Below are 22,244 nucleotides of genomic sequence, written 5' to 3'. Positions count from 1 at the left end.
CGGGCCGGCTTCCTCCGGCCCGTTGTTCTATCATAATTTTTCAAAAAATAAGTGAGACTCAACATGTCAACGGATGGGTTACTGGCGCAGCGCATGGCGCGCCTGAAAAGCTCCGCGATTCGTGAATTGCTCAAACACAGCAAAATGGACGGCGTGATTTCGTTGGCGGGCGGCATTCCTTCTGATGCGTTGTTTGATTTCCAGGGACTGAATGAAGCGACCCAACTGGCGATTACCGAGCAGCCGAAATCGGCGTTCCAGTATGGCCTGACCGAAGGCAGCCCGCTGCTGCGCGAGCGTATCGCCGAACTGTGCGCGCTGCGTGGCGTCCGCACGCAGGCGCAGGACATCGTGGTGACGGCGGGCTCTCAGCAGGCGCTGGATCTGGTGATGCGCGCCACCACCAACCCGCAGGATATCTTTGTGGTGGAGCGCCCGACTTATCTGGCGGCGCTGCAAACGCTGGAGCTGGCGGAAGCGCAGGTGATGTCGGTGTCGTCCGACGAAAACGGCATGGTGGTGGACGAACTGGCCGCCCTGCTGGAAACGACGCGCATCAAGGGCGTCTACCTGGTGCCGAATTTCGGCAACCCTAGCGGCGTCACCCTGAGCGACGCGCGTCGTCGTCAACTGGTGGCGCTGGCCGCCCGTCACGATTTCCTGATCGTGGAAGATGACCCGTACGGCGAACTGCGTTTCACCGAAGAACGCCACGCCACCATTTATCAGCTGGCGCAGGAAGCCGGACACGCCGATCGCGTGGTCTATACCTCGTCGTTCTCCAAGATTCTGGCGCCGGGGCTGCGTCTGGGCTGGGCGATTCTGCCCGACTGGTTGCTGCACAAAGTGGCGATCATCAAACAGGCCGCCGATCTGCACGCCAGCTCGCTGTCTCAGACTATCGTGGAATACTATCTGGGAACCGGGCGTCTGCCGGCGCAGATTGACAAGATCCGTCAGGCTTACCGCCAGAAAGGCGAACTGCTGTCCGAACTGATGGCCAGTGAGCTGGGCGATGTGATCAGCTTCAACCAGCCGAAAGGCGGCATGTTTCTGTGGGCGCGTTTCCGTCAGCCGTTTGATACCACCGCCTGGCTGCAGAAAACGCTGGCGCAGGGGGTGGTGTTCGTGCCCGGCGAGTTCTTCTTCGCCGATCGGCCGGACCAGTCCACGCTGCGTCTGTCATTCGCCACCGCGACCGAAGAGCAGATGCACGAGGCGGTCGCCCGCCTGCGTCGCGCGCTGTGATTGATCGTTGTAACCGATGACGATGATGACCGCTGCCATCCGGCAGCGGTTGTTCAGACGGCGCAAGATACTGGACGGGGCGCATGGCTACCGTCGGCAGGCTGCGGCGTCGCGATGCGATTAACCAGCCGGCCAATCCCGCCGATCTCCACTTCCACCACATCGCCTTCCCGCATAAACAGCGGCGGCGTGCGCTTTTTCCCGACTCCGCCGGGCGAGCCGGTAATAATCACATCACCGGGCGACAGCGGCGTGAAACGTGAAATGTATTCGATCAGTTCGGCGACGGAGCGCACCATATTGCCGGTGTTGTCATGCTGTACCCGGTTACCGTTCAGATAGGTGCTGATGCTGAGCCGCTGCGGGTCGCCAATCTCGTCGGCGGTGACCAGCCAGGGGCCGAAACCGCCGGTACGGCGCCAGTTTTTGCCGGAGGTAAACCAGCTGTACTGCATATCTCGCACCGAACCATCCATAAAGCAGCTGTAACCCGCCACGACATCCAGCGCCTTGTCGCGGCTGACGTTGTCGGCGTGTTTGCCGATGATCACCGCGAGTTCGCCTTCATAGTCAAACTCGTTGGTGGAGGCCGGCTTGAGCAACGGCTGCTGATGGCCGCACAGGGTATCGGCAAAACGGATGAACAGCGTCGGCGCGTCGGTCGTCTGTTCAAATTCGATACGCTTTTCCATGTAGTTCATGCCGACGCACAGAATTTTCGACGGCCGTTCGATGACCGGCAGAAACGTCACCTCATCGAGATGAAAATCTGCGGTGGCGCCGTGTTGCGGCAGGGTCGTCAGCGCATCGGCCCGCAGCAGCGCCGCCAGATCGGTAACGCGGCCGGACAGACGGCGGCCCAAATCGATCAGGCCCCCTTCGTTCACCAGACCGACGCTTTTCGCGCCGGTTTGCGGATTGATAAAACTCGCCAGTTTCATAGATGTGTTCCGTTGCTGAACACCGGGGCGACGCGCCGGGCCGGTAGCTCGTCGCGTGTCGCCAAACCGGTGTGGGACGTTATTTGATAAAGCGAATCTGCTCGTTGATGTCGGCGATCACCGGCACCTTGCGTTCGTTGTAGGTCAGCTTGTTTTTCTCGAACAGGTTATTGCCGTGCGTGTCGATGGAGATGATCAGCGGACCGAATTCTTTTACCCGGTTGACCCACAGGGTTTCCGGCATCCCCAAATCGCGCCATTGCGCGTCTTCGATTTTCTCCACGCAGGTGGCGGCCAGCACCGCGCAACCGCCGGGGAACACCGCGTGTACCGCCTTGAATTGCTGGCAGCCCGCCTCGGTGTTCGGCCCCATGCCCCCTTTGCCGACAATCAGTTTCACGCCGGTCCGCTCAATAAATTCTTTTTCGAATTTTTCCATGCGCATGCTGGTGGTCGGGCCGATGGAGATCATGTCGAAGGTGCCGTCGTCCTTTTCCACCACGATTGGGCCGGCGTGCAGAATAGCGCCGCCGCGCAGGTCAACCGGCAGTTCGCGCCCCAGCTCAATCAACCGGCGATGCGCCACATCACGGCAGGTCACCAGCGTGCCGGTCAGGTAAACCACATCGCCGATATTCAGCTCAGCCAGGTCTTCGTCTTTGATGGGAGTGGTCAGAATCTTTTTCATAATACGGCACCTTCGTGAGACAGGATTTCATAGGACAGATCGGCGGAGAAACGGATGGCGCCGCGGCGATGCGCCCAGCAGCCAGTGGATACCGCGACCCCGATGGTGGAAGGGTGACGGGCGGATGATTCGATGTTGACGCCCATCACCGACGATGCGCCGCCCAGCCCCTGCGGCCCCAGTCCAACCTGATTCAGCCCGTCTTCGAGCAGTTTTTCCATTTTGGCGGCGTCGGCGTTGGGGTGTGAGGAATCGACCGGGCGCAGAATGGCTTTCTTGGACAAGCGGGCGGCGGTTTCCACCGAGGTGGATACGCCTACGCCCACCAGCAGCGGCGGGCAGGCATTCACGCCGTAGGAGGTGATCACATCAAAGACGAACTGGTTGACGCCTTCGTAGCCCTGCCCCGGCATCAGCACCTTGGCCGCGCCGGGCAGCGAGCAGCCGCCGCCGGCCATATAGACTTCAATGGTGCAGTGATCGTCGTCAGGGATGATTTCCCAGTCCAGCCAGGGCACGCGCGAACCGGTATTGGTGCCGGTATTCTTTTCAATGAAGGTTTCCACCGCATTGTGGCGCAGCGGCGCTTTTTTGGTGGCTTCCAGCGTGGCCTGCTGTAACACGTGTTCCAGATCGCCGATAAACGGGAAGCGGGCGCCGACGGTAATAAAATATTGAATGACGCCGGTGTCCTGACAACAAGGGCGGTCCAGCTCATCCGCCCGTTTCTGGTTTTCGAACATAGAGTCGTAGACCACTTTGGCCAGCGGGCTATCTTCCCTGGCTCGTAATTCTTCCAGCTTTTTAATGACGTCGGTGGGCAGCCGTTTGCCGACATAGCCGGTAAAACGGGTCATGACATCAATTAATTCCGATATGGATTCAGTATTCACAATAACCTCCGGGTGTAAGAGCCTAATGGGGCAGGCATCTAAAAATGCGTTAATGGCGCGATTCATCAGGCCATCGACGTTTTCATGACCTTACGTTTACGGCTGACTTCAATGAGCAGCGTTAACAGGGCGGACAATAAAAGCAGCGCCGCAATGGCATAGAGCGCGAGGGAAAAATCGCCGGTTTTTTCTTTTAACCAGCCGATTATCGCCGGGCCGAAGAAACCGCCCAGATTGCCGATGGAGTTGATGGCGGCCAGTCCCGCCGCGGCGGCCGGGCCGGATAAAAACAGTGACGGAATGCTCCACAATGGCGGTTTGCAGGAATAAATACCGATGCTGGCCAGCACCAGCGCCAGCATGGCGAAACCGAGGGAATGAACGGAGCCGGCCAGCACAAAGCCGAGGCTGGCGAGAATACAGGCGCTGACCACATGCCAGGTGCGCTCGCGGGTGGCGTCCGAATGTCTGGCCCAGAAAATCATCGCACCCACGGCAATTGCCGCCGGAATGGCGTTGATAAAGCCAATCTGCAGCGTGCTCAAACCGAAGGATTTAATAAACTGCGGCGACCAGATATTTAACGAATACAAACCGGCGGAGGTGCCGAAATACACCAGCGCCAGCGTTAATACGCGAATATCCGTCAATCCTTTCAGCGCGCTGGTTTTGGTTTCACTGCTTCTGGCGGCCTTTTCTTCTTTCAGCGTTTTCACCAGCCATTGCGTTTCCTCCTCATTCAGCCAGGTATTTTTTTCCGGCTTGTCATTCAGATAAAAGAAGGTGAACCCGCCCAGCAGGATGGCGGCGACGGCGTCGAGCAGAAACATGAATTGCCAGCCGGTCATCCCCATCACGCCATGAAAACTCAGAATGGCGCCGGCCAGCGGCGAGCCCAACATGGATGAAATGGGCGCCGCCGCCATAAAAAACGCGATGACCTGAGCGCGGCGTTTGACCGGAAACCAGGTGCTGAGATAAAGAATAATGCCGGAAAAGAACCCCGCTTCCGCCACGCCGAGGAAAAAACGCAGAATATAAAAACCGGTAACGGTTTTTACCGATATCATGCAGGCGGCCACAATTCCCCAGCTAATCATAATGCGCGCCAGCCAGATACGCGGGCCGACTTTTTGCAAAATAATATTGGAGGGAACATCCGTGAAGAAATAGCCGATAAAAAACATGCCGGCGCCGATGCCAAATACCGTCGAGGAAAAACCCAAATCCTGATTCATGGTTAATGCGGCGAAACCGATATTGATACGATCAAAAAAAGCGATGAAATACGCGAACATGACAAAGGGCACTATTCGCCAGGTTATTTTTTTGAGTGCCGCACCTTCAAGGTCTTTTTTCATGATGCATTCCAGATTGATAAAAATAGGGTAATAAAAATGACGCCCGACAAGGCGATAAGGGTCATGGAAATAAGCGAGGTGACTATGCACTGGCGTGGAATGCTGATCATCCATCAGCGTTTATATAAATAATTCGTATAATTCGGCGTGGTGCGTTAGCGAGGGGGTAATAGAATGACGCCGATCAATGTTTCACGTATTTTATGCCTGATGATGACCGTATTTTTACGGTTGATTAAAAATAACATAACAGAATGCGCGTGAATCAATTTTCTATTCTGTGATAAAGATCAGCTATGACGCAAAGAACTATTCCCCAGCGGTTGTACAGAAAAAAAACAGCGTTATGATTTATTCAAATATTTCACATAATCGCCTGAGGAAGAGAATGGAGCTTAACCAGCTGCGCTGTTTTATTGCCGTTGCTGAAACCCTGCATTTCGGCCATGCGGCTCAGCGGCTGGATATGCTGCCTTCCGCGCTGGGACGGCATATTCGTTTACTGGAGGAATGCCTGGGCACCCGGCTGTTTATTCGCTCGACGCGTAACGTGGCGCTGACGCCGGACGGGCAAACCCTGCTGGGAGAAAGCCGCAAACTGCTGGCTGACGCCGATGCGCTGGCGACCCGCTTTCGCTGTCAGGGAAGGGTGAACGCCAGCATTCTGCGCATGGGGGCGATCGATAGCGCCGCCATCGGCCTGATTCCGCATCTGCTGCACTTTTTTCGTCAGGCGTATCCCGAGGTAAATGTACAGATTCACGAAGATAAAACCTCCCGCCTGTTGCCCAGGCTGAAATCCGGTCGTCTGGACCTGATTTTTATCCGCCCTCCGGAGCGTCGGGCACCCTGGTTAACGACGCGCTTTCTGCTGTATGAAAACGTGGTGCTGGCGATTGCGGAACACCATGAACTGGCGGGGCATCAGGACGTCGGGATTCAGGATCTTGCCGCCCTGCCGTTGATTGTGCCTGACCGGCGCGCGCGGCCGCACAGCCATGATTTGACCATGAACCTGTTTAGCGACGCGGGGCTGAAGCCGAACGTGGTGCAAAAAGCGGATGAAAAACAGACCATTATCAATATGGTGGCGGCGGAGGTTGGCGGCGCGATCATGCCGCGCTGGGTATCCCGCATGTCGGTGCCGAATGTTCGGTTTATCCCCATTCGGCGTCAGGACGCCTCGTCATGCAAAGGATTGCCGCTGGCCGCCGCCTGGATGAGCGCCGGCAGCGATCCCGTGCGCGACAGCATGATTGCGATTCTGGAGCGCGAGCTGCCGTCGATTGCCCAGCAGTTCTGATGACGACGCCTTTTGGTTAGCGCACGGCAACCCGTAGTGTCGGTTGCCGTGCGGCAGGCAGCGTTTTCAGTGTATGACCAACTGCTGACCGGCGACCGGCACCAATGAGTGCTCGTCCAGGGTGTCCAGCCGCTTGCGGGAAATCACGTCGTCCACCACAAACACGCTGATGACTTCCACCAGATGCGCCGCCTGATGATTCAGGTTGTCGGTGGCGCAGGCGGATTCTTCAACCAGCGCCGCATTTTGGTGAGTGACCTGATCCAGCTGGGCGATGGCGGTGTTAATCTGCGCAATGCCTTGCTGCTGCTCGTTGGTAGTGATGCCTATCTCGTTGATCAGTTGCGCCACCTGACGGGATTGTTCCATCAACTCGCTTATGGTGCTGCCCGCCAGATTGACCCGGTCGGAGCCGGTTTCAATTTTCTTCACGCTTTCGCCGATCAGCGATTTGATTTCGCGTGCGGCGGAGGCGGAGCTTTGCGCCAGCGAACGCACCTCGTGGGCGACGACCGCAAAGCCTTTGCCTTCTTCGCCCGCCCGGGCGGCCTCCACCCCGGCGTTCAGCGCCAGAATGTTAGTCTGGAAGGCGATATTGTCGATCAGGCTGATGATTTCGACGATCTGATGTGAGCTCTGGGTGATGTCCGCCATGGTGGCGACCACGTCTCCCACAACCTGATTGCCTTTTGAGGCAGTCAGACTGGCGGCGTTGGCCAATTCGGTCGCCAGCCTGATGGTTTCGACGTTATGGCTGACCGCGTTACTGATTTGCTCCATAGACGCCGCGGTTTGCTGCAGGCTGGCGGCCTGCTCTTCGGTGCGCTGGCTGAGGTCATTGGTGCCGGCGGCGATTTCATTGGCGCCCGAGGCGATCGCATGGCTGCTCTGGCTGACCTGCTCGACGATGTTGATCAACCCGCCGCGCATCTGGTCGATGGCGGCCAGCACGCTGCCGCTGTCTTTATCCCGTACTGGGATATTCGTGATCAGGTTGCCCTGCGCGATCTGTTGGGCGATGCTGGCGGCGTCCGCCGGTTCGCCGCCCAGCTTGCTTCTCACCTGATGGGTAATAAACCAGGCCACCAGACTGCCGATCGCCATTGCGATGATAGCCAGCGTCAGCATGGCTTGCCCGGCGTTATCCGCCAGCTGTTCCGAACTGTGCGCCAGGTCGGTGGTGGCGTTTTTCTGATAATTGATAATGTCATCAATGGCGTTGAAGACTTTATTTTGCGCCGGCTGGAATTCATTCAGAATAACCGCTTTTGCCTCTTCATCCCGGTTTTCCAGCGCCAGCGCTTCAGCTTTTTTCAAAGCCTGAATATTTTCAGGCCGTACGTTTTCCAGATGTTTCAATAATACTTTCGCATCCGGGGAAACGGTCATACTGCTGAATGTATTGATAATCTCCGTGCTTTTATCGATGGTTTCCCTGATGCGTTTGCTTTCCACTTCCATTTGCGCCGTGTCGGTCATCATGACCATATTTCGAATGGCGTTGGCGACAATATTAATATTGTCTTTATAGGTATGGATAAGAACCAGTTTAACCAATCGGTTTTGCGCCAGCGTTTCGATATTTCCGCTTAACTGGTGCAATTGAAAACGACCGAAACTGGCGACCAGAAAGCCAATGATAATGACGGCGGCAAAGCTGATACTGAGCAGCGTGCCCAACTTCATCTTTTTGAATAAGTTCATAATATTCTTGCCTGTGTGTAAACGCCCGCGTGCACGATGGCGATGCCAGAACGAAAGGGGTATCACGCCGCCGTCGCTATTACGGTTAAGGCCTGACACGCCCGTTATTTATTGGGTTGTGACCCTTTTTTCCGGTGTTGTTGTTGCAGGTTGGTCGCCCCGGCATTCAACGGCAATATCCGCCCGCGGTTTGGAAGCTGGCCCCGCGAGTGCTGAATGTTTGCGTTCAATGACGAGGCGCAGACGCTGTACCATGCACGCCCGTTAAAGGATACCGCCACGCTACTGCTTTGGTCTGGTGCTGGACCCTCGCCTAAATCGGGCGAGAGCAAAAGAATGGATGCCGGCTTAGGCATACGTCACGCATCATTGCAGGCGCGGCCTGGATTCAGGCTTGTCGAACAGCGTCGCACTCGATCCGAACGACAGCGACAAGCGATGATTATTTGAACTACTCATTTGACTATGAGCGGCGTTTTGCCGTTTGTCTAATCGCCTCCCTGTGTATTTTTTTGTCAACAAGGCCGGGAAGCGCTCCGGTAAAGTGACGCCAGCCCGGCGGGTGCGCCCAACCGCGTGCGTGGCGCCGTCCGACGGTTCACGCATATTTATGTTTTAACAGACCGCGGGCCTAAAGACGGCGGGCGCGGTGCCGTTATGTTTCAATATGTGTCAGAAAGATTCGGCCTGATGGTGCGTGACTACACCCTCCATGCTGAGTCTTTGCTGATGACTCATGACAGGCACTGCACAGGATTCCCGATGACTTCTCCCATCTCTTTCAACCGTTCTGCCGCGGGTACATCGGCGCAGAATGCCAAAACTGATACTGACGCCGGTAGTACGACTCGTGCCGGCGCGCAAGCGGATGCTTCCCAGGAGCAACCGTCGGTTACCTCCGTGCTGGTGCAATTCAGCGACGAGGTTCGTAAACGGATTGATACCGCAATGCGGACCAATATGAGCAAAATGAACGATTTTGATCAGGATCTGGCGCGCGGACGCATCGAACAAATCAAACGGCGCATCCAGATGCTGAAGATGATGATGCTGTCGCTGGTCGGTCAGTCGGTTCCTCCCGGCGTGCTGCGCGAAATCCGCCAACTGGCCGCAGAGCTGGGCCAGGCGGCTAAAACCCTGAATGAAGGCGGGGGGAGCGGCGCGGCTAATACCGGAGCGGCGGGCGTGGCGGGCGGCGAAAATCAGTCCGGCGCTGTTGCTAACGGCAGTGGCGATACTTCCGCTTCCGCGCTTTCCGGGGCGATGGCGGTGTCCGCCGCGGGCGAGAGCGCGTCTGCCGAATCCGAGGGGGTGGGGGACGGTAGTGACCACGCAGCCGGGGCGTCAGCGGCGGCCAAAAGCGATGGGGACGCATCCGCGCAGGAGGCGGAGCAATTGCAGAGCGTGGCGGCCGCAATCACCGAACGGGGCGCCGGGTCGCAGCAGCGCAGGGCGGATGCGAAGTCGGTGCAGGATGCCGTCCGCGAGCTGAAATCGCTGCTGGCGATGGTGAAACATGCCAGCAGAAACGACGACAAAGAAGCCCAGAAACAGATTCAGGCCATAAATCAATATATTGCCGACACGGAGAAGACGGTTCAGTCGATGAGCATGACGGGAGGCGGAGTCAGCGTCGATCTGTCTGTCGGTCCCGCGGGTAATGTCTCGATTGATGTACAGGTCTGATGGTCAGGCGCGCAGCGTGGCTACGCGCAATAATTCGGGGAGTCGGCGTTTTTCCTCCTCCCCGACGGCTTGCCCGATATGCCGCTTGCGCGGTGGGTTAGCGTGACGCCAGCGCCAGACGCCAGGCGGCGCTGTCATCGTGTGACCGCTGCGGCTGAACGGTGTGACTGGCGAGGACGAACACATTCATCAGTTGTACCAGATGACTGGCCTGAGCGTTCAGGCTGTCGGCGGCGCTGGCGGACTGTTCCACCAGTGCGGCGTTCTGCTGGGTGACCTGATCGAGCTGGCTGACCGCCTGATGGATCTGGCCGATGCCGGATTCCTGTTCTGAGGTGGTTACGCCGATTTCCTGAATCAATTCCGCGACATGATGGGCCTGAGAGACAATCTCTTCCATGGTGACGCCGGCGTGGCCGACGCGCTGCGAGCCGCTTTCCACTTTTTCCATGCTCTCGGTGATCAGTTCTTTGATTTCCCGGGCGGCGGAAGCGGAGCGCTGCGCCAGCGAACGCACCTCGCCGGCCACCACCGCGAAGCCGCGGCCTTGTTCACCCGCGCGGGCGGCTTCCACCGCGGCATTCAGCGCCAGGATGTTGGTCTGGAAAGCAATGCCGTCGATGACGCTGATAATGTCGCCGATTTTGCGTGAGCTGGTGGTGATCTCTTCCATAGTGCGAATGACGTCGCTCACCACTTCGCTGCCTTTGGCGGCCGTCTGGCTGGCGGTGGTGGCGAGCTGGGCGGCTTCGCGCACCGTGTCGCCGTTCTGGCGAATAGTCTGGCTGATTTGCTCCATCGAGGCGGCGGTTTGTTGCAGGCTGGCGGCCTGCTCTTCGGTGCGCTGGCTGAGATCGGCGTTGCCCATGGCAATCTGCTGCGAGCCGGTGGCGATGGATTCGCTGCTCTGGCGCACCTGACTGACGATATGGCTGAGGCTGTCGCGCATCGCGCGCATGGCGGCCAGCAGGCTGTGGTGGTCGCTGGTTTTCAGCATGACATCGACGGACAGGTCGCCCTGCGCCACCTGTTGGGCGATATGCGAGGCATAAGTCGGTTCGCCGCCCAGCTGTCCTTTCACCCGGCGGGTGATCAGCCAGGCTACCACGGCGCCCAGCAGGGCGCTGATGGCGGTCACGATCAACAGCAGGGTGCCGGAGTAGCTGGCATCCGCCATGAAACGTTGCGACATGGCGATGGTGTCGTTCTTGTGTTCGGTGATCATGGTGTCCATCGCGTTGAACAGCACGGTCTGCGTGGTCAACAGGTCGCCCAGAATCAGCATGCGGGCTTGTTCCTGCTGGCCGGACATGCTCAGTTCAATCACTTTCCGTACCGCATTGGAATAAGGCGGGCGCGCCTGATTAATTTGCGCCAGCAATTCGCGTGACTTTTTCAGCTTCAGTTTTTCATCCAACTGCCTGAGCAAGTCGTTGTTACGGTCGATGAGCTGCTCAAGATCGTGTTTTTCCTGAGCGAGGTGGGCGGCGTCGGTCTGTATGGCGCTTTCCCGAATAATGCGGGCGGCCGCATTCAGGTTGTCCTTAATTTCCTGCATGGCAATCAGGTTATTCAGGCGAATATTGGACAGGTAATCCAGATTATTGCCCACATGAATCAGCTGGCTGCGTCCGAAAATCGCGACGATAAAGCCTATCAGGATGACCAGTATAAAACCGGATCCGAGCATAGCGCCGAGTTTCATATTTTTTAGTATCTGCATCATGTGCCTTATTCTATTTTAGTGTTGCCGTCATGAATGGATTCGCATTCCTGGTGTGAAGCGAACTGTGCGTATTGGTCGTGATGGGCGCTGGCGACGAAAACGTTGCCGAAGCAATCCATAGCGGAAATAATCCGTAGCGAATTGATCTCAACCTGTTAGCGGTAGGTAACGAAATGATTTTTTAGTTAATTAACTTTTTAACAAAATGTATACGACAGCTGGTTGGTACGGTGAGCGGGGAAATAGGCGGGCAGGATAACGACAGGCCAGTGGTTGCCTGATAAAAATATCATCCACTAAAACATTTAACGTCGTTAAACATTATGGCTGATGAATGCGTCTGCATTGGCGGAAGGTAAAAAGAATATCGGCCGGCAGGGCGGCAATATTTCGGAATAAATATACCCGCCATACTTCATGTTGCAGATCCGTTGTTGCTCGCTCCAGCCACTTACCTGAGTAAGCGGCCGGGGATTTGCGGCGACGTAAATAATTCAGAATATATGCCGCCTGTATGGGGAAGTGGAGTTCGTTTTCCGCTTCCCCACGGTATGAATCAGATCGGTAGGTTAGCGTGATGTCAGCGCCAGACGTAAATCGGCACGGGGAGGATACGCGGCGTGTTCGTCTTGCCGGTGATTTCCCGCGACCACAAATACATTCATCAACTGCACCAGATGGCGGGCCTGATCGTTCAGGCTGTCGGCGGCGCTGGCGGACTGCTCCACCAGCGCGGCGTTCTGCTGGGTGACCTGATCGAGCTGGTTGACCGCCAGATTAATCTGGCTGATGCCGGATTCCTGCTCGGTGGTCGTGACGCCGATTTCCTTGATCAAATCGGCGACGTGGCGCGCCTGCGTCACGATATCGTCCATGGTGGTACCGGCGTGACCGACCAGTTGCGAACCGCTTTCCACTTTTTCCATGCTCTCGGTAATCAGCTCTTTGATTTCCCGGGCGGCGGAGGCGGAGCGCTGCGCCAGCGAGCGTACCTCGCCAGCCACCACCGCAAAGCCGCGGCCTTGTTCGCCGGCGCGGGCGGCTTCCACCGCGGCGTTAAGCGCCAGGATATTGGTCTGGAAGGCAATGCCGTCAATGACGCTGATAATGTCGCCGATTTTGCGCGAGCTGGCGGTAATGTCGTCCATAGTGCGGATAACGTTACCCACGACGTCGCTGCCTTTGGCGGCGGTGTCGCTGGCGGTGGTGGCGAGCTGGGCGGCCTCACGCACGGTTTCGCCGTTCTGGCGGATGGTCTGGCTGATTTGCTCCATCGAGGCGGCGGTTTGTTGCAGGCTGGCGGCCTGCTCTTCGGTGCGCTGGCTGAGGTCGGCGTTGCCCATCGCTATCTGCTGCGAACCGGTGGCGATGGATTCGCTGCTCTGACGCACCTGGCCGACGATGTGGCTGAGGCTGTCGCGCATCGCACGCATGGCGGCCAGTAGACTGTGGTGGTCGCTGGTTTTCAGTATGACATCGACGGACAGGTCGCCCTGCGCCACCTGTTGCGCGATATGTGAGGCATAAGCCGGCTCGCCGCCCAGTTGCCCCTTGATGCGGCGGGTAATCAGCCAGGCGATCAGACTGCCGGCGACGGCAATCAGCGCTGCCAGCGACAACATCAATATACCGGCATTGTCGGCTTGTGATTCCGAGCTGTCAGCTGCCGTAGAGGTCGCGTTTTTCTGGTAGGTCAGCATGGTTTCTATCACTTTGAACAGTGCGTCCTGTGCGTTGCGCACGTCGCCCAGAATCAGGCTTCTTGCCTTCTCTGATTGGTTCGATAGCCCCAGTTCGATGGCTTTTCTGACCGCTTCCAGATAAGCCGGACGTTTCTGTTCAAGCTGGTCGAGCAAGGCGTTTTGTTCCGCCGTTTCCGATGCTTTTCGCAATATAGTGATGATGTCGCTGTTTCTTGGAATAATGGCATCAATACGCTGTTTTTCCACCGCCATTTGTTGTTGATCGGAAAGCAACGCAATATTCCTGATCACCCGGGCGGCCACATTCAGATTATCTTTGTATTCCTGTATCAAGAGCAGATTAGTGAGTCGTTCTTTTGATAATGTCTGGATATTTGTGCTGAGTTGACGTAACTGAACCTGACCATAAATCGCTACCAGAAAACCGATAACGATTACCATTGCGAACCCGGTGCCTAACATGGAGCCTAACTTCATTTCTTTAAAAAAACGCATAACGTCACCTTTTTTATATAAGATTTATTTTTATCCCTGATATACCCGTCATTCTTCACGTTGCAGGCACATTGGCTGGGTTAGCGGCCTATTCATGTTCATGGCCTCGCCTCTTCGGGGCTGCGGTAAGCCGCGCTCAACTCTGCCTTTTCCTGCAACTCGAATTAATTTAGGGTATAGATATTGGCTTCCGTAGCGTGTTTCAGGCAATAACAAGACCGCTGGCGAAAATTCTTCGTCAGGGAAAGGCTGGCCTGCAGGTGTGTATTAAACCGTTAATTTACTAATTGATTAATAATTCTAATCAAGATAAGAAATGTATAAAAATTATCTTCGGGTATTCTTAATACCTGAAATGAATGCTCTTCCTGAACAAATTGCAGTATGGAGGGTTTTTATGCGTTTGTCGATAAATCGTGATAAAAGTTTTTCTTATTACTCAATGGCTTTTTTATTAACGTAATTAGAAGCAATTTTTTAATGGAAGTTACAAAAAATAAACCCCCAATTAAAGGCCTGCATTTTGTAGTGATATAAAAAGTTATGGTGATATAAAAACCAATCCTTTTTGAGATTCGCCAATGACATTTATTCGCAATTATTAAAGCAATATTTTTTGTGTGGCTATTTAGGCCATGTCCCGAAATATATACGGGTCATGGCCTGATGGCTCAGAATGCTTCCCAGCCACTGTTATTAACCGTTGCCAGTGATGCCGCTGGTTTTAGCCGGGGCGCAGGGCGGTTGATTACGTGCGGCGGCGCTGCGATTTCGCTGCCGCGGATCGCAAATACCTGCACCAGTTCCACCAGATGGCGGGCCTGATCGCTCAGGCTGTCGGCGGCGCTGGCGGACTGCTCCACCAGCGCGGCGTTCTGCTGGGTGACCTGATCGAGCTGGTTGACCGCCAGATTAATCTGGCCGATGCCGGATTCCTGCTCGGTGGTCGTGACGCCGATTTCCTTGATCAAATCGGCGACGTGGCGCGCCTGCGTCACGATATCGTCCATGGTGGTACCGGCGTGACCGACCAGTTGCGAACCGCTTTCCACTTTTTCCATGCTCTCGGTAATCAGCTCTTTGATTTCCCGGGCGGCGGAGGCGGAGCGCTGCGCCAGCGAGCGTACCTCGCCAGCCACCACCGCAAAGCCGCGGCCTTGTTCACCGGCGCGGGCGGCTTCCACCGCAGCGTTAAGCGCCAGGATATTGGTCTGGAAGGCAATGCCGTCAATGACGCTGATAATGTCGCCGATTTTGCGCGAGCTGGCGGTAATGTCGTCCATAGTGCGGATAACGTTACCCACGACGTCGCTGCCTTTGGCGGCGGTGTCGCTGGCGGTGGTGGCGAGCTGGGCGGCCTCACGCACGGTTTCGCCGTTCTGACGGATGGTCTGGCTGATTTGCTCCATCGAGGCGGCGGTTTGTTGCAGGCTGGCGGCCTGCTCTTCGGTGCGCTGGCTGAGGTCGGCGTTGCCCATCGCTATCTGCTGCGAACCGGTGGCGATGGATTCGCTGCTCTGACGCACCTGGCCGACGATGCGGCCGAGACTGTCGCACATGGCATGCATCGAAGCCAGCAGGCTCTGTTGGTCGTGGCGGGCGAGGTCTACGCTGACCGCCAGATTTCCCTGCGCGACTTCCTGGGCAATGCGGGCGGCGTACTGGGGTTCGCCGCCCAGCTGGCGCCGGATGTAGCGGCTCAAATACCAGGCGGTGGCGCCGCCGATAACGCAGCCTGCCAACGCCAGCGCCAGCATCAGCAACCCCGCCTGATTGGCCTGCCGCTCGGCGTCGTTGGCCATCGACAAGGTTAGCGAGGACTGGTCGTCGATCATTTTATCCAGCGTGGTGAAAATTCCTTCCTGCGCTTTTTGCAGGTCGGCGACAATAATATTGCGCGCTTGCACCGGATGCCCCGCCATACCCGCTTCCACAGCGTTGTTCATCGCTTCGCTATAGGCGGGACGAAACTGGTCGAGCTGTTGCAGCCCTCGCTGCATGTCAGGGTCGTCAGCGGCCTGTACGATTTGCGCGACCAGCTTCGTCATGCTGGCGTTGGTTTCATCCAGCCGCTGTTTTTCCTGCTCTCGCTGCGTTTTGTCATTCAGGAGCGCGATGTTGCGTACCCGGCGGGCGGCATCATTGAGGTGGTCTTTTATTCTTTCCAACTGCAGCAACGTCACCATGTGTGATTTCGACAGCAACTGCATGTCGGTGCTCAGTTTTCGTAGCTGGAATTGACCGAATAACGCAATAAGAAAACCGATTACGATCACCCACGCAAAACCCGAGTTGAGCCGGGTGGAAAGCCTGATGTTTTTGAAGCTGATATTCCTGAAGCCGGTATTACTGAATGTAGTCATGCGTCCCCCCTGAGCGGTTGAGGTAACAGCGCCAATGGCATGGCGGATCAATGCATAGCAAAAAAGAACAATAAAACGCTGATATTGTTATGCGCCGCGACGACGCTTCGTTAGGCCTGAAGGCTGTCGGCGGCTGTGTGGCGTCGTGGCTGGTAATGTCAGGATATAAATAACCAAAATGGCACTGGTTGAGTAATAGATATTCGCTATACCCACCATCTTTCATGCTGCCGGGGTGCTGGTCGCCTTATTGACCTTTTTGGTATGAAGACTTCGGTCGTCAGGGGCTAAATTCGGAAGAAACCGCCACCGTAACGGCGGCGGTCAGGGGAAAGGTAAACTCAGAACTGTTCCCAGTTGCTGTTGCTCGCCAGCGCCAGTTTGGATGGCGTTGGTTTTTTCAACCCGGTTCCCGGTTTTTGCAGTAAGTCGCTCTGGCTGTTAAACGCATTCTGAATAGTGAATATGCTCATCAGTTCCACCAGCCGCGCGGCCTGATCGCTCAGGCTGTCGGCGGCGCTGGCCGACTCTTCCACCAGAGACGCGTTCTGCTGGGTGACCTGATCGAGCTGGTTAACCGCATCGTTAATCTGCGAAATACCGGATTCCTGCTCGTGAGTGGTCACGCCGATTTCGCCAATCAAATCCGCCACGTGGCGCGCCTGTTTCACCAGTTCGTCGATGGTGGACCCGGCTTCGCCCACCAGCGTTGAACCGGCTTCCACCGTTTCGACGCTGGCGGTGATCAACTCCTTGATTTCCTTGGCGGCGGAAGCGGAGCGTTGGGCCAGATTTCTCACCTCGCCCGCCACCACGGCAAAGCCGCGGCCCTGCTCGCCGGCGCGGGCGGCTTCCACCGCGGCGTTAAGCGCCAGAATGTTGGTCTGGAAGGCAATGCCGTCGATGACGCTGATAATGTCGCCGATTTTGTGCGAGCTGACGGAAATGTCTTCCATCGTGCGGACGATATTGTTGACGGCCTCACCGCCTTTGGCGGCGGTTGAACTGGCCGATTGCGCCAGTTTGGTGGCGGTGCGCACGGTATCGCCGTTCTGGCGGATGGTCTGGCTCATCTGCTCCATAGAGGCGGCGGTTTGTTGCAGGCTGGCGGCCTGTTCTTCGGTGCGCTGGCTCAGGTCGGTGCTGCCGGCGGCGATTTCGCTGGCGCCGGTGGCGATGGATTCGCTGCTCTGGCGTACCTGGGTGACGATCTGCCCCAGTTTTTCCCGCATGTCGTTCATGGCTGCCAGTACGCTGTGATTGTCGCCCGCGCGCAGTTCGACATTAAAGGCCAGATTGCCGTCGGCGATTTGCTGGGCAACCGCCGCGGCGTAAATCGGCTCGCCGCCCAGCTGGCCTTTGACGGTGCGGGTGATCAGCCAGGCGGTCAGCGCGCCGAGCACCGCGGCGGCCAGCGCCAGCGCCAGCATTACCGTGCCGTCTGAACGGGCGTTTTGCATGGAATCCGCCACCACGTTCATGGTGATTTTTTTCTGGAAGTCGAGCATGTTGTCCAGCGCCCGGAAGACGCCGTTCTGGGCGGTCTGCATGTCGTTGAGAATCAGTTCACGGGCCTGATCGCGCTGCTCTGGCTGGCCGGAAATGCCCAATTGCACCGCATTATTGAATGCCTGCAGGTAAGCGGGGCGCGCCTGCGTCAACTGGTTAAGCTGATCGCGGGTTTCCGGTGTATCGAGCCGTTCCGATAACTGTTTAAGCACCTCGGTGTTGCGGGCGATTTGCCGGTCGATCAGCTGCTTCTCGCGCGCGATGCGTTCAGGATCGTTACTGAGCGCAATATTACGCACCAGACGGGAATTGGTGTCGAAGCCGGTTTTGGCTTCCTGAATCAGCATCATGTTGGTGAGTGTGGTGGAGGAGAGGTGATCGATGTCGTCCCCCAGCCCCGCCAGTTGGGTTCGGCCAAATGTCGCTACCAGCAGACCAATCACGATGACGAGAGCGAATCCGGCACTCAACATGGTGCCCAGTTTTATTTTTTTCAGCGCGTTCATAGATATCCTTACGTCGTGTATTCCATGCGTTTATTCGGGACCTCGTCCAGGAGGTAAAATGGAAATAGCTCTATGTGTGTATAATTTGGGTTAGTTCTATTTCATGTGAATAATTTTTGTGGGTCAGCCGACAGATCTCCTGTTTATTACGATTGCTTTTTAAATAGATAGAGAGGTAATGGTCTTATAAAAATCGATAACAAGAATCTTTAACTCCAATAATTAATATAAGAAAGTAACTGGAATTGAAGTTTATAGTGGAGCTTATTGGTTAATAAGAGTAAGGAATAGAGATTGGTTTGTCGAATGCAATATATAAACTTTTCAAATAAAGTATCAAAAGAATAATTTCCGGTGGTATTTCTGCAATTCCGATCGCGTTTTTACCGCAAGGGTGTGTCGATGACGATAGCCGGATAATGCGTCGCCGTGATTGGCTCGCGATGGTAAGCGGCTCCGGCGAGAGGTGCGGCGCTGGGATAATCGGCGGGTATTCCAGTTTTATCGGCTTTGATAAGCAAAATGGCAACGCAATTGTCGTCCTGCAAAACGCTTTTAACTGGAGTAACTATCTGGGGATTGCTCTATTAACGGATTTAGCGAAGCGACGCTGACCGACCGTGGGAAATAAAATGCCATCGGGTGCGGCGTTGATGCGCAGTCCGTATTCTTGTGGGCGTTCCTGCCCATCATCCTGGCGTAAGGTTGTTTTTTATAATGTCATGATTATTTTATAAAAAATAATCACCTGTCGTATCGGTTTACTGCCGGTTTTTCTCCCCGCTGCAATCGTATGCACTTGTCATCCGGTTGTCATGATGCAGTTATTTTTCTGTCATCCGGGCGTGTCATGTTACAGCCGAACATAAAACGCGCTTTTTCGCTCATGGCGCCAACAATTATCAGCATCCGCAATGATCAGCACCCACATGATCTCAGGAGACAGCATGTTTCAGCACGCTATCCGTAAAACCGCCGCCGTTGTCATTATGGCGTTAGCCGCCAGCGCACAAGCGCAGGCTGTTACCGAAATCCCGTTCTGGCATTCGATGGAAGGAGAACTGGGTAAAACCGTTAATTCTCTGGCTGACCGTTTTAACCAGACGCACAGCGACGTCAAAATCGTGCCGGTGTATAAAGGCAACTACGAGCAGAGCCTGGCGGCCGGTATCGCCGCGTTCCGCAGCGGCAATGCGCCGGCTATCCTGCAGGTGTATGAAGTGGGCACCGCCACCATGATGGCCAGCAAGGCAGTTAAGCCGGTGTATCAGGTGTTCAAAGATGCCGGCGTGCCGTACGACGAGAAAATCTTCGTGCCGACCGTCTCCGGTTATTACTCCGATTCCAAAACCGGACACCTGCTGTCTCAGCCGTTCAACAGCTCCACCCCGGTGCTGTACTACAACAAAGACGCCTTCAAAAAAGCGGGTCTGGACCCGGAACAGCCGCCGAAAACCTGGCAGCAGATGGCTGAGTACACCGCCAAACTGCGCGCGTCCGGCATGAAATGCGGCTACGCCAGCGGCTGGCAGGGCTGGATTCAGATTGAGAACTTCAGCGCCTGGCACGGCCTGCCGATCGCCACCAAAAACAACGGCTTCGACGGTCTTGATGCGGTGCTGGAGTTCAACAAGCCGGTTCAGGTCAAACACATCCAGATGCTGGAAGACATGAACAAGAAAGGGGACTTCACCTACTACGGCCGCAAAGACGAGCCGACCGAGAAGTTCTACAACGGCGATTGCGCCATGACCACCGCGTCGTCCGGTTCGCTGGCCAATATTCGTCAGTACGCCAAATTCAACTACGGCGTGGCTATGATGCCGTATGACGCCGACGTGAAAGGCGCGCCGCAGAACGCCATTATCGGCGGCGCCAGCCTGTGGGTGATGAACGGCAAAGACGCCGCCACCTACAAAGGCGTGGCTGAGTTCATGCAGTTCCTGTCGACGCCGGAAATCGCCGCCGAGTGGCACCAGAAGACCGGCTATCTGCCGATCACCACCGCCGCTTACGAGCTGACCAAGCAGCAGGGTTTTTATGACAAGAACCCCGGCGCCGACATCGCCACCCGTCAGATGCTGAACAAGGAACCGCTGCCGTTCACCAAGGGGCTGCGTCTGGGCAATATGCCGCAGATTCGCACCATCGTGGACGAAGAGCTGGAAAGCGTCTGGACGGGTAAGAAAACCCCGCAGCAGGCGCTGGATGCCGCTGTGGAACGCGGCAACGCGCTGCTGCGCCGCTTCGAACAAGCGAACAAGTAACCGTATTCCGGGCCGAAGGGATTCGGCCACCCTTTTCTGAGAACTCGGTTTTCTGAGAATCCTGTTTTCTGAGAGCATTGTGCATGACTGCTTCCCGTCCTGTTTTTGGCCGCAGCCTGCTGCCTTACCTGCTGGTGCTGCCGCAGCTGGCCATCACGGTGATCTTTTTCCTCTGGCCCGCCGGGCAGGCGCTCTGGTACTCGGTGCAGAGCGTAGACCCGTTCGGCCTCTCCAGTCAGTTTGTCGGGCTGGACAACTTCACCAATCTGTTTCACGACAGCTATTACCTCGGCTCGTTTTACACCACGTTGCTGTTCAGTTTTCTGGTGGCGGCGTCTGGGCTTATCGTGTCGCTGTTTCTGGCCGCGCTGGTGGATTACACCCTGCGTTTTAGCCGCCTGTACCAGACGTTGCTGATTCTGCCTTATGCGGTAGCGCCCGCGGTGGCGGCGGTGCTGTGGATGTTTCTGTTCAACCCCGGTCTGGGGCTGATTACCTGGCTGCTGCACCAGTGGGGTTACGACTGGAACCACGCTCAGCACAGCGGTCAGGCGATGTTTCTGGTGGTGCTGGCCTCGGTATGGAAGCAGATTAGCTACAACTTCCTGTTTTTCCTGGCGGCGTTGCAGTCCATTCCCCGCTCGCTGATTGAAGCGGCGGCGATTGACGGCGCCGGGCCAGTGCGCCGTTTCTTCAATCTGGTGCTGCCGCTGATTTCGCCGGTGAGTTTTTTCCTGCTGGTGGTCAACCTGACCTACGCCTTCTTCGACACCTTCCCGGTGATCGACGCCGCCACCGGCGGTGGGCCGGTGCAGGCCACGACTACCTTGATCTACAAGATTTACCGCGAAGGGTTCGCCGGTCTTGATCTCTCCAGTTCGGCGGCGCAGTCGGTGATACTGATGTTGGTGGTGACCGTGCTGACGGTGATTCAGTTCCGCTTTGTCGAGCGTAAGGTGAATTATCAATGACCGCAAAATACGTAATGACAGGGAGCCGGATGATTGAGAATCGTCGCGGGCTGGATATGTTCAGTCACGCCATGCTGGTGGTCGCCATTCTGGTGGTGCTGTTCCCGCTGTACGTGGCGTTTGTCGCTGCGAGCATGAGTTCGGAACAGATGTCCCAGGTGCCGATGTCGCTACTGCCCGGCGGCCACCTGTGGGAAAACCTGGCGGATATCTGGCGGCACGGGGTAGGCGACAACAACAGCGCGCCGTTCGGCCTGATGCTGTTTAACAGCTTCGTGATGGCGCTGGCGATCACCATCGGCAAAATCAGCGTCTCGATGCTGTCGGCTTTTGCCATCGTCTATTTCCGTTTTCCGTGCCGTAACCTGTTCTTCTGGATGATTTTCTCCACCCTGATGTTGCCGGTGGAAGTGCGTATTTTCCCGACGGTCGAGGTGATTTCCCATCTCCATATGACCAACAGCTATGTCGGGTTGACGCTGCCGGTGATGGCGTCCGCCACCGCCACGTTTCTGTTCCGCCAGTTCTTCATGACGCTGCCGGACGAACTGCTGGAAGCGGCGCGTATCGATGGCGCCAGCCCGATGCGCTTTTTCTTCGACATGGTGCTGCCGTTGTCCAAAACCAATCTGGCGGCGCTGTTTGTCATCACCTTTATCTACGGCTGGAACCAGTATCTGTGGCCGCTGTTGATCGTCAACGACCCCCATTTGGGCACCGCGGTGGCCGGGATCCAGAGCATGATCGCCACCGGCGACACCGCTACGCCCTGGCACCAGGTGATGGCGGCGATGCTGATAACCATGCTGCCGCCGTTGTTGATTGTGTTGCTGATGCAGCGCTGGTTTGTTCGCGGTCTGGTTGATAGTGAGAAATAGAA

General features: G+C 56.3%; 15 protein-coding genes and 1 pseudogene. 7 read left to right on the top strand and 9 right to left on the bottom strand.

Annotated elements, in window-relative coordinates; translation table 11 throughout:
- Positions 1 to 63: 63 nt before the first annotated feature.
- The gene (locus CPA59_RS21785) at positions 64 to 1,248 is read left to right on the top strand and encodes a PLP-dependent aminotransferase family protein (RefSeq protein WP_049853779.1); all 1,185 of its coding nucleotides are present in this window, start codon (positions 64 to 66) and stop codon (positions 1,246 to 1,248) included.
- Positions 1,249 to 1,301: 53 nt separating this feature from the next.
- Here the strand turns inward: CPA59_RS21785 and CPA59_RS21780 are convergent, their stop codons facing one another.
- From CPA59_RS21780 to CPA59_RS21765, 4 genes are all read right to left on the bottom strand, one after another.
- Positions 1,302 to 2,189, bottom strand: a complete 888-nt coding sequence (locus tag CPA59_RS21780) for a fumarylacetoacetate hydrolase family protein (protein WP_107760682.1) — start codon at positions 2,187 to 2,189, stop codon at positions 1,302 to 1,304.
- A gap of 79 nt (positions 2,190 to 2,268) precedes the next feature.
- Positions 2,269 to 2,877, bottom strand: coding sequence for a L(+)-tartrate dehydratase subunit beta (gene ttdB / locus CPA59_RS21775; RefSeq protein ID WP_107760681.1), 609 nt, complete (start codon positions 2,875 to 2,877; stop codon positions 2,269 to 2,271).
- Positions 2,874 to 3,734, bottom strand: coding sequence for a L(+)-tartrate dehydratase subunit alpha (ttdA, locus tag CPA59_RS21770; RefSeq protein WP_245167398.1), 861 nt, complete (start codon positions 3,732 to 3,734; stop codon positions 2,874 to 2,876). Before ttdA ends, ttdB begins: the two co-directional genes overlap by 4 nt.
- A 101-nt stretch (positions 3,735 to 3,835) precedes the next feature.
- Positions 3,836 to 5,131, bottom strand: coding sequence for an MFS transporter (locus tag CPA59_RS21765; RefSeq protein WP_107760679.1), 1,296 nt, complete (start codon positions 5,129 to 5,131; stop codon positions 3,836 to 3,838).
- Positions 5,132 to 5,519: 388 nt separating this feature from the next.
- Here CPA59_RS21765 and CPA59_RS21760 point away from each other — a divergent pair, with 388 nt between their 5' ends.
- A complete protein-coding gene (locus tag CPA59_RS21760) occupies positions 5,520 to 6,434 on the top strand; it encodes a LysR family transcriptional regulator (protein WP_049853776.1) in 915 nt (304 codons plus the stop codon).
- A 66-nt stretch (positions 6,435 to 6,500) separates the two neighbouring features.
- On the opposite strand, the gene CPA59_RS21755 is transcribed toward CPA59_RS21760, so the two are convergent.
- Positions 6,501 to 8,138, bottom strand: coding sequence for a methyl-accepting chemotaxis protein (locus CPA59_RS21755; protein ID WP_162942954.1), 1,638 nt, complete (start codon positions 8,136 to 8,138; stop codon positions 6,501 to 6,503).
- 762 nt (positions 8,139 to 8,900) lie between these two features.
- On the opposite strand from CPA59_RS21755, the gene CPA59_RS21750 reads away from it, so the two are divergent.
- Positions 8,901 to 9,824 (top strand): cell envelope biogenesis protein TolA, encoded by a 924-nt coding sequence (locus CPA59_RS21750; protein WP_107760678.1) that lies wholly within the window; start codon positions 8,901 to 8,903, stop codon positions 9,822 to 9,824.
- Between the two features lie 97 nt (positions 9,825 to 9,921).
- On the opposite strand, the gene CPA59_RS21745 is transcribed toward CPA59_RS21750, so the two are convergent.
- The 4 genes from CPA59_RS21745 to CPA59_RS21730 all read right to left on the bottom strand — a co-directional run bounded on the left by CPA59_RS21745 (position 9,922) and on the right by CPA59_RS21730 (position 18,126).
- The gene (locus CPA59_RS21745; RefSeq protein WP_107760677.1) at positions 9,922 to 11,547 is read right to left on the bottom strand and encodes a methyl-accepting chemotaxis protein; all 1,626 of its coding nucleotides are present in this window, start codon (positions 11,545 to 11,547) and stop codon (positions 9,922 to 9,924) included.
- Positions 11,548 to 12,119: 572 nt separating this feature from the next.
- Entirely contained in the window at positions 12,120 to 13,748 is a 1,629-nt protein-coding gene (locus CPA59_RS21740; RefSeq protein WP_049853775.1) for a methyl-accepting chemotaxis protein, read from the bottom strand.
- Positions 13,749 to 14,419: 671 nt separating this feature from the next.
- Positions 14,420 to 16,111 (bottom strand): methyl-accepting chemotaxis protein, encoded by a 1,692-nt coding sequence (locus CPA59_RS21735; protein WP_107760676.1) that lies wholly within the window; start codon positions 16,109 to 16,111, stop codon positions 14,420 to 14,422.
- A 341-nt stretch (positions 16,112 to 16,452) separates the two neighbouring features.
- Positions 16,453 to 18,126: a methyl-accepting chemotaxis protein gene (locus CPA59_RS21730; RefSeq protein WP_107760675.1), complete on the bottom strand. Its 1,674-nt coding sequence runs from the start codon at positions 18,124 to 18,126 to the stop codon at positions 16,453 to 16,455.
- Between the two features lie 476 nt (positions 18,127 to 18,602).
- On the opposite strand from CPA59_RS21730, the pseudogene CPA59_RS21725 reads away from it, so the two are divergent.
- From CPA59_RS21725 to ugpE, 4 genes and pseudogenes are all read left to right on the top strand, one after another.
- Positions 18,603 to 18,740 (top strand): annotated as a pseudogene (locus tag CPA59_RS21725) (serine hydrolase); the annotation flags it as partial.
- Positions 18,741 to 19,073: 333 nt separating this feature from the next.
- Positions 19,074 to 20,393, top strand: a complete 1,320-nt coding sequence (ugpB, locus tag CPA59_RS21720; protein WP_038664440.1) for a sn-glycerol-3-phosphate ABC transporter substrate-binding protein UgpB — start codon at positions 19,074 to 19,076, stop codon at positions 20,391 to 20,393.
- Positions 20,394 to 20,476: 83 nt separating this feature from the next.
- Positions 20,477 to 21,364, top strand: coding sequence for a sn-glycerol-3-phosphate ABC transporter permease UgpA (gene ugpA, locus CPA59_RS21715; protein ID WP_038664443.1), 888 nt, complete (start codon positions 20,477 to 20,479; stop codon positions 21,362 to 21,364).
- A gap of 29 nt (positions 21,365 to 21,393) precedes the next feature.
- Positions 21,394 to 22,242 carry a sn-glycerol-3-phosphate ABC transporter permease UgpE gene (gene ugpE, locus CPA59_RS21710; RefSeq protein ID WP_100850300.1) on the top strand — a complete coding sequence of 283 codons (849 nt, stop codon included), beginning with the start codon at positions 21,394 to 21,396 and terminating at the stop codon, positions 22,240 to 22,242.
- The last annotated feature ends 2 nt before the right edge of the window (positions 22,243 to 22,244 follow it).

This window comes from Dickeya sp. Secpp 1600, from assembly GCF_003049805.1.
In the GTDB taxonomy this organism is placed as follows: domain Bacteria; phylum Pseudomonadota; class Gammaproteobacteria; order Enterobacterales; family Enterobacteriaceae; genus Dickeya; species Dickeya fangzhongdai.
The sequence above is the reverse complement of the archived record's forward strand: the minus strand, read 5'-3'. Positions and strand labels throughout refer to the sequence as shown.